We start from the raw sequence: 12,578 nt of genomic DNA, 5'->3' as shown, positions 1-12,578 counted from the left end.
TTATGAAAACACAAAAGAAATCATCAAAAAATGCAGTTACAGCCGGTGTTTTGATTGCACTTTACTTAGTAACATATGCAGTCATTGGGGCAATATCTATGCCAGTCCCTGTTTTATTTTTACTAATGCCTATGCTTGTAGCACTATTTGCTGCACCAACCTATCATATGCTTCTTGCAAAGACAAAGTCAGCTACTGCTATTGTAATCGCAGCTACTTTACCAAGTATTTTATTAGTTGCAACTGGACATATTCCAATTGCACCATTAGTGGCAGTGCCTGCCGGAATAATTGCTATGTTGATAGCAAAAGGTGGAAATTATACAGACTTTAAGAAAAATACAATTAGTCATATGTTTTTTTCTCTAAACTTATTTGGAGGATTCTTACCAATTTGGCTTATGAGAGAAGCATTTTTTGAAAGTTTAATAAAAGGTAAATTAGATCAAAGCTTTTGTAACACAGTAAGAGCATGGACACCAATATGGATGTTACCAGTTATGATTATAGGAACATTTATATTCTCTTTGATTGGTTCTTATTTTACAAAGAAAATACTAAATAAAAAGTTGGAATCCGCAGGAGTTTTATAATGGAAAATTCAAAGTTTGTTCTGGGGTCAAAATATGACCTCAGAACAAAACTTATCTTGCTTATAGGTGCGAATATTTTAATTTTTTTAGGGTTTGATTGGATCTATCAAAGCCTTATTACATTATTTTTCCTTGTCATTATTATTAGCGATGGCTATAAAAAATCCACTATAAGGTATATTTTATTTTTTGTAATAAGTGTAGTATTGGAAAAATCTTTAGCCTATTTTAATATGAATTTTCTTTTGAATTTAATTTTATTTATCTTGGCAATTGGAAGAAAGTTTCTGCCATGTATTATCGTGGGTAAATGGATTTTAAATTCCACATCTGTTTCCAGTGCAGTAGCAACTTTACAAAAATTAAAACTTCCAAAAGACTCGCTCATAATGATTTCTGTAATATTTAGATGTTTGCCTACGATTAAAGACGAATGGAGTCATATAAATATGGCGATGAAAACTCGAGGAATTAATTTTAACTTAATCAATTTAACAAGAAGACCAACATTAATTATGGAATATTTTTTTGTGCCATTATTCGTAAGTGTGATAGAAATTGGGGATGAGCTCTCTCAATCAGCCATTATAAGGGGACTCGATGCTCCTGTTAACAAAACAAGTAGACACCTAATTAAGTTTAGAAAAAATGATATTGGTGTTCTAATTCTTATGATTTTAATTTTATCAATAGTAATATTTATGAAAGTATCAGGGTGGGATTTATGATTGAAATTAGAGAATTAAGTTTTAAGTATAAGGGAGGATCTGATTACTCATTAAAAGATATAAACTTGAAAATCAAAAAAGGGGAATGCATTCTTCTATGTGGTAGGAGTGGTTGTGGAAAGTCCACTCTATTAAAGCTTATGAATGGCATAATACCTGAGTTTTATGATGGGGACATTTCTGGCAGTGTTATGGTCAATGGTATGAATACATTTACCACACCAATTTATAAATTATCTAATAATGTAGGCTCGGTTTTTCAAAATCCTAAAACACAGTTTTATACAACCAATACAACCGATGAAATTGCTTTTGGTTTAGAAAATTACGGAATAGAAAGAGAAGTAATTAACAAAAGGATTGAAGAAGTTGAAAAAGAGCTTCATCTTGAAAACTTGATGAATAAAAATATATTCAATCTTTCTGGAGGAGAAAAGCAGAAGATTGCTATAGCAAGCATTTACGCATTAAATCCTGAGATATTTATTCTTGATGAACCATCTTCAAGCTTAGACATAGAGTCAATGAAAGAATTATCGCTTACAATAAAAAAGCTTAAATCTTTAGGAAAAACTATTATTATTGCAGAACACAGGTTGTGGTATTTAAAAGACATTGTTGATAGAGCAATATACTTAGAGGATGGAAAAATCATCAGAGAATATAGTATGGATGAAATTGAAAATCTAAGTGAAGATGAACGAATAAGAACAGGACTTAGGCATTCTGATTATAAAGCTATTGAAAGATTTGATGATATTGAAACTTCAAATAAAGGGACTTTATTAGTGCTAAAAGATCTAATATTCAAAAGAAATACCAAAATAATTTTGTCCATTGAGGATCTTAATTTTTGCTATGGGAATATTATTGGGATTGTTGGAGAAAATGGAATTGGGAAGTCTACATTAGCAAAAATTATATGTGGCTTATACAAAGAAAATAAAGGTAAAATTTTAAAAGATGATGAGAATTTAAATATAAAAAGTAGGCTAAATGAGAGCCTGCTTATTATGCAGGAAGTGAACTGTCAGTTATTCACGGACACTGTCAAAGATGAAATAGTATTAACATCAAATATTAAAGATGTTAATGCTTTAGATACTTGGTTAAAAGATATGGAGTTAAAAAATATCAGTGATAGGAATCCTCACACCTTGTCAGGAGGACAAAAACAGAGAGTAATTATCTTATCAGCTTTACTATCAGACAAGAAAATTCTATTTTTCGATGAACCAACCAGTGGATTGGACTATAGAAATATGAAAATAGTAGCTAAAAACATAAAGAAAGTAAAAGAAGAAGATAAGTTGATTTTAATAATATCCCATGATGTTGAGTTTTTAGAGTCAGTTTGTGATAAAGTGATTGATTTCACTTATTTATGAAAATGCATACATTAGTAAATTACAAGAGGGACATATGATAAAAACGCAAGAAAAACGAGAAGTTGTGAATAGTATTTTTTATAATATTCCATAAAATAAATTTTATAATATTTTTTCAATTTAGAGGATTTATGCCTAGTAGCATAAGTCCTCATTTTTTTATGCTTAAATTAATCATTGAAACTCAAAAATACTATAAAAAATAAAAATTCAGGTTACCAAAGAGGTCAAATTTCACTATATAAGGTGAGGGGTATTTTGTCATCTTTTTATAAAAATCAAAATACTTTGAAGTGTGAATATTCTTGAAAATACTTATGTGAGATTAGTATATTTCAAATTTAATCCACTAACCATGGTAAAAAAATCAACTTACATAGGAGGTTAAAATGCAAGCAATAAAAGTTTATAGCATGAGAGTTGCTATGTTATGTAGACTTTATGATCTCAAATTAATTAATGATAAGGAATATACAAAAATTAAGAACAGATTAGAAAATGATTATAAGAAGATGAATAGAAAGTAGTTAATCTTGTGATATAATAACACTGTAGAAAGATACAAAATGGGAAGGAGGTAAAATGAATACTAAAGTAAAAGTAATAAAAGCTTCAAATACTGGAGCAAGAAATAGAAATGCACTAGATTTAGATTTAAAACGTGTTGCAGCATATTGTCGAGTAAGTACAGATAGTAAAGACCAACTTGAATCATATAAATCGCAAGTTGATTATTACACAAATCTAATAAAAAATAATAAGAACTGGACTTTAGCTGGTATATATGCAGATGAAGCCACAACAGGAACGACTGCTACTAAAAGAGCAGATTTCATGAGACTAATAAGTGATTGCCAAAATGGAGATATAGACATGATAATTACTAAATCTATATCAAGATTTGCTAGAAATACATTAGATACCTTAAAGTATGTAAGACTATTAAAGGAAAACAATGTTGGTGTAGTATTTGAAGAAGAAAATATAGATACTTTGACAATGGATGGAGAGTTACTATTAACAATATTAAGTTCAGTAGCTCAACAAGAAGTAGAAAATACCTCAGCCCATGTGAAAAAAGGACTGAAAATGAAAATGGAAAAAGGTGAACTTATTGGTTTTCAAGGTTGTCTTGGATACGATTATGACCCTGCAACAAAAACTATCTCTATAAATGAAGAAGAAGCCAAAATTGTCAGATACATCTTTAAAAGATATTTAGAGGGTAATGGTGGTTCAGTCATTGGCAGGGAACTAGAAGAGCAAGGATATCTCACCCCTAGAGGTAAAACAAAATGGTCTGACACTACAGTGTTAGGAATAATTAAAAATGAAAAGTATATTGGCGATATACTAATGGGAAAGACCTTCACAGTTGATCCCATAACAAAAAGAAGACTAGCAAACTTTGGTGAATCTGATAAATACCACATTGAAAATCATCACGAGCCAATTATATCAAAAGAAGATTTTGAAAAGGCACAGGAGATCAGACTTAGAAGAGCACAAAACAGAAACACCATTGCTAATAAGGATAGAAAAAGAGAAAAACTATCAAGACAATACGCTTTTTCAAGTATGCTGGAATGTGGATTTTGTGGTGAAATACTTTCAAGAAGAACATGGCACACTAGTTCAATTTATAAAAAAATTAACTGGCAATGTGTAAAATCAACAAAAAAAGGTAAAAAATATTGCCCTCATTCAAAAGGAATACAAGAAGCAGCAATAGAAAAAGCATTTGTTGAAAGTTATAGGCAATTATGCCATGCAGATTCAACAATAATAGATGACTTTTTAAAAATTATTGAAGAAGAAATAAATGATAATACTTTAGTCAAGGATCTGAAAAAGATAGAAAACCAATTAAATAGAATCATTAGTCAAGAAAGAAAGTTAGTTGATCTTCATTTAGAAGATAGTATAGACGAAGAAGTTTATGCTAAAAAGTATAAAAAACTTACAAAACAAAAAGAAGAATTACTTGATGAAAAGAAAACACTGGAACTAACGATAAAAGATGAAGACTCTATTAAAGAAAGATTAAAGCAATTTAAAAAGGTCTTAGAAAATAAAGAAATTATAGAGGAATTTAACAGAACAGTATTTGAAAGCATAGTTGATAAAGTTGTGGTGGGTAGAATTGACAAAGACGGAACAGTTCATCCATATGATTTAACATTCTATTTCAAAACAGGAGTTAAAGATAGTCAAGATTCTAATAACTTTAAAGATAAAAGAAAAAATGCCAAAGACAATGACATTAATAAATTGTGTTCCTACAAGAATGACGAGGATAAAAAATTATGTTCCCAATCAAAAGACAACGCACGTGGAGACTATAGCATTGATGTCAAGGAAATAGAATAACAAGCTATAAAACTTTTGAAATCAATGGCTTTTAGGATTTTTTAAAAAATCTTAAAAGCCATTTTTCTATTTGGAAAACACCTTTTGGGAACATATTAATAGTAAAAATTGTAGAGGTGTGTAGACAAGATAGATATTTATAGGAGAGTGGACAGAATAGACATATAAAATATATTAAAAAAAAGAGCTAGCCAAAAATAAATAGGCTAGTTCTTTTAGTTAGAAAGGAATCTGATCATCACTTGAAAAGTCAAATCCTGAATTAGAATCATCAGTAAAATCTTTATTGTATTCACTGTGTTCGCATAAGATTCCATCTATAAAAAATCTTGTTTTAGCCCCACAAGTTTCGCAGTATCTGGCATTACTTGGGTTATGATGTATTTCACCAATATCATCAAAACTATTAAAACTCTGAGTGTGAATTCCTTCACAATCATTATATAAGTTCGTTCCACATATTTTGCAAAATAATGCATTATCACTAAATTCTTCGTTTCCACATTTAGGACAAATTTTTACTTTCATTGTTGATTCATCAAATTCTACACCATCTTCATAAAGCATATCTCGTTCACCTCTTTTTTCTGTAATCTCTTTAATATAATCTTTCATTGTAGTGGGACTTCCACATGTTGAGCAGTAATAATCAGTTAGTCTAACTTCGTGATCCTTGTTATCAGAACAAGAGTTATATATAGGAACCCCACATATAGGACAAAATTTTGCATGACGATTAAAGTTTTTATGACCACATATAATACAAGTACTATACTTAATAGAATTGTTACTATCAGATAAACGCTTATATTTAAATCCAAAAGCTAAAGATTTAGAGCCACAATTAGCACAATAGTTTTTTCCTTTTTCGTGTTCAACACCACATTCAGGGCAATATATACTCAGAGGATTAAATGTGTTTTTGAAAAAAGCTAACATAGAATTAGAAAAATCTCTTAAATCTCTTGATATATATTTTAATCTTACTTCTGCAGCATTATAAGTAATTTCAAATAAACTAGAAAGCGTAGAAGGATTTTCCTTTTTTTCAAATGCTACAACTTGTTCAGCAAGTGGTGCAGGTGTTAGTAAATTTCTAGCAAAATTATTTGCTTCTTTTTCAAGTTCTTCGTATTTATGTTTACCAACACCCTTTCTGGATAGAACATCAACACCATACATTTGGTGATGACCAATAAAAATATGTCCTAGTTCATGAGCGATGGTAAATCTAATCCAGTTCTCAGTTTTATCCACGTCATTATAATAAATAATATACTTATTTGTATCGTGCCTATAACTACAGGCACCTAAATCACTATCGAAAAAATCAATCACATCCTGTAAAGAACAGTTAGCATCATTCATGTATTCAGAGTAAGTTTTTACACTGATTTCATTGCTAAAGCAATCAATAATTTTATTTAAATCAACAGGAATTTCAGAGATATCTGCATCTTCCAATAATTCATATGATTTCTCTAGGGAAATCTTATAATCTGGAGTATACCTCACTATTGCATATCTCCATCTGCGCTACCAAATTCTTCTTCAAAATGCTGCTTTAATACCTTTAACATCTCTTCTTTTTTTCCTTGATCCATGTTTCTTGCTGCTCTCTGAATAATACGAATTTCTGGTTCATCATCTATTTGCTTATTTAAGGCAAGCAGATAGTTATAGTCGACTTGTAGAACTTCAGATATAGCCTTAAGAGTGTTATTATCTGGAGTGATTTTATCATCATTTTCAATTCTCGAAACAGTAGAATTACTAATTTTTACTTTTTTTGCCAGTTCACGCTGAGAGATTCCTAGCTCTTCACGTCTATTGGATATAACTTTTCCCAAAGTGTCTTTCATAAACTTCCTCCTTATAATAATATTATAGCACAAGTGTTGCACATAATCAACACGTGTGGTATAATTTGTGTTGAATAGATGGAACGAGATAGCTTATATTTTTTTTAAGTTGTACGTTCCATTAAATCAACATTAATGTAGAAGTTATTCTACCGCAAGCTAAAATATAAAAGAAAGGAAGATGCCTATTAAAGAAATTCAAGAAGTAAAAGATGCAAATAATAAACTTATTTGTAAAATTGAATCGGAAACTGGGATATTACAAAATATCTATAAAAAACAAGAAATTAAAGTTAGACTTGAAGTCGGACAAAGTATTCAACTAGCTAGAGGTGGATGTATCACCTTAGTTAAAAGAATAGATAAAACAGAGTACGACATAAAGAGTTACAAAAAATCAGCGTAAATTTTTAAGAGCTGCAAGACGGCCTAATTTATCTTAACGGATGAATTAGGCTTTTTTTATTACAAATTACATCAAGCCTGATTAGCTATAAGGGCGTGAGATACATACATAAACTAATTTCAATCAATTTTGAAAGAAGTATATGGAGTACCTCTAGTTTCTTATGGCCTTTTTTAGGTGAAAGACAACTATGCTCCATAAACTGTAGGTAAAATTCGTATTTCTCGCTCCTTGCTATCAGGGAAGAAAGCGAGGAATATTTTGAAAATTAGAAAGACTAGATCTGATGAAAGAACCATGTATGTTTATAGGTTTGCAGATGAAACAAAAGTGGAATTAGAACCAGGAAAAGATGGAATTACAGAAATAGATATCAAAAAACTACATGCTTTAGATGACAGTGAAGTTTACTATAACAATAAGAATCTAAGACCTGAACGAACTAAAGAAGAGAAAGCTGAAATAGATGCGTGGAAACAAGAATTTATAAGCGACTTTAAAAAGAGTCATGGATATGAACCTAATGAGGATTTGTTAAAAGGAGAAGTAGAGGAAAGATTCCCAAGAAATTATAACTTATCTCTTGATTTCGATAACGATGGGGATATTGATCCAGATAAAAGATTAATAGCAACTATTAAATCCAAAGACATGAATGAAGAATTTGAATGGTCGGAGCATATGGAAGATATACTTTCTTTATTAACGGATAAACAGCGATTAGTAATCAAGTTGATGTATGTAGACGCATACAAGCAGTCAGAAATTGCAGATTTAATGAACATATCTTCAGCTGGGGTTAAGAAACATTTGGACAAAGCAAAAGAGACAATTAAAAATAATTTTTAAATATTTTAGGACGAGGTTAAAAACTCGTCCTTTTTCTTTGCCTGTGATTTGTAAGGGAGATGACCCTTTCAGAAAGGAGGCAAACATGAGGCACAAAATAATCATCAATGTAACAAATGAGAAAGGACAAAAGACAAATGTCCTTAAAGGTGCAGTCGGAAAAATTCCAAACAGATTAATAAAATTTTTGTTTGGAGGCTACAGACAAATTTATCTATTAGACCCTGGGATGACAGTTGATTCAGTGGACGTTAGAGAAATCGAGAAAGGAGAAAAAGATGTCAAGAATAAAGCTACTAATGGAAATCAAAGAAGATGCAGAGAATCTTGCATCTAGTATAGGTGTCCTTCTCACAGCTTTAGAAAGTGATGAGGAAGTTCCTAAAGAGGGAGAGGAAGTAAAACAAAACGAAAAGACCTATGAGATTGAAGATGTTAGAAAGATACTAGCCGACAAATCAAGATTAGGACATACAGCAAAGATAAGAGAACTCTTAGAAAAGTATGGAGCTAAAAAGTTATCTAAGATTGAACCAAGTAACTATAAAGGCTTGGTAGCAGATGTGGAGAAGTTGTAATGGGCGATCATGCTATTTTATCAGCATCATCTTCTAATAGATGGATTCACTGTCCGCCAAGCGTTAGGCTCTCTCAAAAATACGAAGATGAAGTTAGTCCCTATGCACTTGAAGGCACCTCAGCTCATGCCTTAGCAGAATATAAACTAAAGAAGTTATTAGGTTTAGATACTAAAGACCCAACAGAGGATTTAGATTTTTATGATGAAGAAATGGATGAGTTAACCGAAGGATATGCATCATATGTAACAGAAGTTATAAGTAGATACGAAAGCCCAGCCGTCTTTGTGGAAGAAAGGCTTGACCTATCAGAATATGTTAAGGAGTCCTTTGGTACAGCTGACTGTGTAGTAGTTGGAGGAGAAGACCTGCATGTAATTGACTTAAAATACGGTCAAGGACTTTTAGTAGATGCCAGGGAAAATACTCAACTCATGTTATATGGACTTGGTGCTCTAATTCTCTTTGATGGAATTTATGATATTGAGAAAGTAAATTTTCATATCTATCAACCAAGAAGGTGTAATATATCAACTTATGAAATTAAAAAGACAGAACTTTATAAGTGGGGAGAATATGTACGAGAGATTGCTGAGAAAGCCTATAAAGGACATGGGGAATTCTCTTGTGGAGAATGGTGTATCTTCTGCAAAGCAAAGAACAAATGCAGAAAAAGAGCAGAAGAGAACCTAAAACTAGCACAAGAAGAATTTACCCTACCACCAGAACTATCGGATGATGAAATTGAAGAGATTCTACCCAAATTAGATGAACTGGAACAATGGACCAAAGATATAAAGGCCTATGCTTTAGAAAAAGCAATGAATGGTCATAGATGGAAGGACCTAAAACTTGTCGAAGGTAGGTCAAATAGAAAATATGTAAATGAAGATGAAGTTATCAAAAAAGTAAAAGAACTGGGATTCAATCCATTTGAAGAAAAATTACTTGGCATCACAGCTATGACTAAGTTATTAGGTAAGAAAGTCTTTGATGAAAATATTACTGAATTATTAGAAAAGCCAAAAGGAAAGTTGACATTAGTAAGTATTGATGACAAGCGAGAAGAAGTAAAAATTGACAATGTTAAAGAAGAATTCGGAGGTAAATAATATGTCAAATATCAATAAAACAAAAGTAATTACAGGTGAAGTTAGATTAAGCTATGCGAATGTTTGGGAACCAAAGTCAATCAATGGTGGCAAAGAAAGATACTCAGTATCGGTCATAATTCCAAAGAGTGACCAAAAGACAATCGAAAAAATTGAAAAAGCAGTTGATGCTGCTATTGATGAAGGACTTTCTAAATTTAATGGAAAGAAACCAAATAAAAGAGCCATCAAACTTCCATTAAGGGATGGTGATACAGAAAAAGATGATGAGGCTTATGCAGATGCATACTTCTTAAATGCCAACTCTATGACAGCACCTCAAATTGTAGATAGAAATGTAGAACCAATCCTAGATAGGAGCGAAGTTTATTCTGGAGTTTATGCAAGGGTATCTCTTAACTTCTATGCCTACAATGTAAATGGCAATAAAGGAGTGGCCGTGGGCCTTGGAAATATTCAAAAACTTAGAGATGGACAACCTCTAGGAAATAGGTCTAATGCAGCAGATGACTTCGATGCTATGGAAGATGATGATGAAGATTTCTTGGCATAGGAGGTAGAAATGGAATATTTTATAACAGCGTCTATATTAGGTGTTTGGGCATTTGTTTGGTATAAGTTTGGTTATGTTCAAGCTGAGCTAAAAGAATCAAATACAAGAATTAGAGAAATATATAGAAAAATACAATTTGGAATAGAAGATATTAAACGTGAAGTTAAGGAATGTAAGAGGCTATTAGAAGAATTAAGTGATAACTATGAAGAGAATATCCATAGATCTTGAAACCTATTCTTCAGTTGATTTAGGAAAAAGTGGTGTATACAAATATGCCGAGAGTGAGGATTTTGAAATCCTCCTCTTTGCATATTCATTAAATGATCAGAAAGTCCAGGTTATAGATTTAGCAAATGGAGAGATTATTCCTGAAGAAATATTATCAGCATTTAGTGATGAAAGTATAGAAAAGTGGGCTTTTAATGCAAACTTTGAAAGGGTGTGCCTCTCAAGATTTCTTGGTGAAAGGCTAAATCCAAAAGGTTGGTACTGCACTATGATTTGGTCAGCCTATCTTGGTCTCCCCCTATCGCTTGAAAAAGTCGGAGAGGTTTTAAAACTTGATAAGCAAAAGATGAATGAAGGCAAGGCTCTTATAAGATATTTTTCTATTCCTTGTAAACCAACTAAGGCCAATGGTATGAGGACAAGAAATTTACCACATCATGATTTGGAAAAGTGGTCTATATTTAATGAATACAACAAAAGAGATGTAGAAACAGAAATGGAGATAAAGAAAAAACTATCAGCCTTTCCTATGCCTCAATCAGAATGGGAAAATTACTGGATAGATCAGAACATCAATGATAGAGGGATTTTGATTGATGAAGTTTTAGTTGATTCAGCTATTAAATTTGATGAAATCTTACGAGATGAAAATATGGATAGAGCCATAGAACTAACTGGTCTTGAAAATCCAAACTCTCCCTTACAGCTAAAAGAATGGCTTAATAAAAAAGGCTTAGAGATAGATTCCTTAGCTAAAAAAGATGTAGAGTCTGCTCTTAAAAATGCTGAAGGAGATATTAAAGAAGTACTGGAACTTAGACAGGAATTATCTAAGTCTTCAGTTAGAAAATATGATGCTATGAAAAATGTAAAAGGAAAAGATAATCGAGCAAGGGGTCTGATCCAATTTTATGGAGCAAGTAGAACTGGGAGATATTCAGGAAGGCTTATTCAAGTTCAAAACCTAAGGAGAAACAATCTAAAGGATTTAGAACTTGCTAGGAGTCTTGTAAAAAATAGAGATTATGAAACTATGGAAATTCTCTATGAATCTCCTTCTGATATTTTATCCCAACTAATAAGGACAGCCTTTATAGCAAAAGAAGACACCAGGTTTATTATTTCAGACTTTTCAGCAATAGAGGCCCGTGTTCTAGCATGGCTTGCAGGAGAACAATGGGTGCTAGATGCCTTTGAAAATGGAGAAGATATCTATTGCAGAACAGCATCGAGGATGTTTGGCGTCCCAGTTGAAAAGCATGGAGTAAATGGTCACCTTAGACAAAAAGGAAAGATAGCGACTTTAGCCTGTGGTTATCAAGGAGCCTTAGGTGCTCTAAAAGCAATGGGGGGTATTGAGATGGGTTTATCTGAAGATGAACTTCAATCAATAGTCGACTCCTGGCGAGAGGCAAATCCAAATATAGTTAGTCTTTGGTGGGATATTGATTCTGTAGTAAAAAGAGTCGTAAAGACTAGAACTGAAGAAAAATACAAGAATTTAGTTATTAGCTATGAAAAAGGCATTCTATTTATAGAACTACCTTCAAAAAGAAGGCTTGCTTATCCAAAGGCAAAGATAGGGATGAATCGATTTGGTGGAGAATCAATTGTATATCAAGGAATCGTAGTTGGAAATAAATGGGACAAGATTGAATCCTATGGTGGAAAATTTGTAGAGAATATAGTTCAAGCAATAGCAAGAGATATTTTAGCTGAGGCTATGACGAGACTTGAGGAAAAAGGATTTAATATCGTCATGCATATTCATGACGAAGTTGTTATAGAAAGTGATTCATCTAGTATCAAGGAAGTAAATCAAATTATGTCCATAGTTCCTAGTTGGGCACCTGGACTTATTCTAGATGCAGATGGATTTGAAAGTGAATTTTATAAGAAAGATTAATG

Annotated in this window: 15 protein-coding genes; 13 read left to right on the top strand and 2 right to left on the bottom strand. The window is 31.9% G+C overall.

The features are described from left to right. Nucleotides 1–2: 2 nt before the first annotated feature. The 5 genes from CJ192_RS03645 (at nt 3) to CJ192_RS03630 (ending at nt 5,079) form a co-directional block, all read left to right on the top strand. The gene (locus CJ192_RS03645) at nt 3–593 is read left to right on the top strand and encodes an MptD family putative ECF transporter S component (RefSeq protein WP_102197815.1); all 591 of its coding nucleotides are present in this window, start codon (nt 3–5) and stop codon (nt 591–593) included. After that, on the top strand, nt 593–1,321 hold the full coding sequence (locus CJ192_RS03640) for an energy-coupling factor transporter transmembrane component T (protein ID WP_036755849.1): 729 nt from the start codon (nt 593–595) through the stop codon (nt 1,319–1,321). Before CJ192_RS03645 ends, CJ192_RS03640 begins: the two co-directional genes overlap by 1 nt. Continuing rightward, the gene (locus CJ192_RS03635) at nt 1,318–2,709 is read left to right on the top strand and encodes an ABC transporter ATP-binding protein (protein WP_102197814.1); all 1,392 of its coding nucleotides are present in this window, start codon (nt 1,318–1,320) and stop codon (nt 2,707–2,709) included. The genes CJ192_RS03640 and CJ192_RS03635 overlap by 4 nt, the downstream gene beginning before the upstream one ends. Before the next feature lie 389 nt (nt 2,710–3,098). Then, complete coding sequence (locus CJ192_RS09285; protein ID WP_180960884.1) at nt 3,099–3,236, top strand: hypothetical protein; 138 nt, start codon at nt 3,099–3,101, stop codon at nt 3,234–3,236. Nucleotides 3,237–3,291: 55 nt separating this feature from the next. Then, nucleotides 3,292–5,079: a recombinase family protein gene (locus CJ192_RS03630; protein ID WP_102197813.1), complete on the top strand. Its 1,788-nt coding sequence runs from the start codon at nt 3,292–3,294 to the stop codon at nt 5,077–5,079. A gap of 219 nt (nt 5,080–5,298) precedes the next feature. Here CJ192_RS03630 and CJ192_RS03625 read toward each other — a convergent pair whose 3' ends face one another. Together CJ192_RS03625 and CJ192_RS03620 are read right to left on the bottom strand one after the other, a co-directional pair. After that, nucleotides 5,299–6,543: an ImmA/IrrE family metallo-endopeptidase gene (locus tag CJ192_RS03625; protein WP_146001767.1), complete on the bottom strand. Its 1,245-nt coding sequence runs from the start codon at nt 6,541–6,543 to the stop codon at nt 5,299–5,301. 50 nt (nt 6,544–6,593) lie between these two features. Continuing rightward, on the bottom strand, nt 6,594–6,941 hold the full coding sequence (locus tag CJ192_RS03620) for a helix-turn-helix domain-containing protein (protein ID WP_102197811.1): 348 nt from the start codon (nt 6,939–6,941) through the stop codon (nt 6,594–6,596). 181 nt (nt 6,942–7,122) lie between these two features. Here CJ192_RS03620 and CJ192_RS03615 point away from each other — a divergent pair, with 181 nt between their 5' ends. The 8 genes from CJ192_RS03615 (at nt 7,123) to CJ192_RS03580 (ending at nt 12,576) form a co-directional block, all read left to right on the top strand. After that, nucleotides 7,123–7,347, top strand: coding sequence for a hypothetical protein (locus CJ192_RS03615; RefSeq protein WP_102197810.1), 225 nt, complete (start codon nt 7,123–7,125; stop codon nt 7,345–7,347). 261 nt (nt 7,348–7,608) lie between these two features. Next, a complete protein-coding gene (locus CJ192_RS03610) occupies nt 7,609–8,196 on the top strand; it encodes an RNA polymerase sigma factor (RefSeq protein WP_102197809.1) in 588 nt (195 codons plus the stop codon). Between the two features lie 85 nt (nt 8,197–8,281). Beyond that, complete coding sequence (locus CJ192_RS03605; RefSeq protein ID WP_065735283.1) at nt 8,282–8,533, top strand: hypothetical protein; 252 nt, start codon at nt 8,282–8,284, stop codon at nt 8,531–8,533. Continuing rightward, entirely contained in the window at nt 8,475–8,774 is a 300-nt protein-coding gene (locus CJ192_RS03600) for a hypothetical protein (RefSeq protein WP_102197808.1), read from the top strand. Before CJ192_RS03605 ends, CJ192_RS03600 begins: the two co-directional genes overlap by 59 nt. Continuing rightward, entirely contained in the window at nt 8,774–9,886 is a 1,113-nt protein-coding gene (locus tag CJ192_RS03595) for a DUF2800 domain-containing protein (protein ID WP_102197807.1), read from the top strand. The genes CJ192_RS03600 and CJ192_RS03595 overlap by 1 nt, the downstream gene beginning before the upstream one ends. Before the next feature lies 1 nt (nt 9,887). After that, nucleotides 9,888–10,439, top strand: coding sequence for a DUF2815 family protein (locus CJ192_RS03590; RefSeq protein WP_102197806.1), 552 nt, complete (start codon nt 9,888–9,890; stop codon nt 10,437–10,439). Nucleotides 10,440–10,448: 9 nt separating this feature from the next. Next, on the top strand, nt 10,449–10,670 hold the full coding sequence (locus tag CJ192_RS03585; RefSeq protein WP_102197805.1) for a hypothetical protein: 222 nt from the start codon (nt 10,449–10,451) through the stop codon (nt 10,668–10,670). Continuing rightward, nucleotides 10,645–12,576 (top strand): DNA polymerase, encoded by a 1,932-nt coding sequence (locus CJ192_RS03580; RefSeq protein ID WP_102197804.1) that lies wholly within the window; start codon nt 10,645–10,647, stop codon nt 12,574–12,576. The genes CJ192_RS03585 and CJ192_RS03580 overlap by 26 nt, the downstream gene beginning before the upstream one ends. Nucleotides 12,577–12,578: the final 2 nt, after the last annotated feature.

This window comes from Anaerococcus hydrogenalis, assembly GCF_002871895.1.
GTDB lineage: Bacteria > Bacillota > Clostridia > Tissierellales > Peptoniphilaceae > Anaerococcus > Anaerococcus hydrogenalis.
This window is presented reverse-complemented; position numbering and strand designations above follow the sequence as displayed.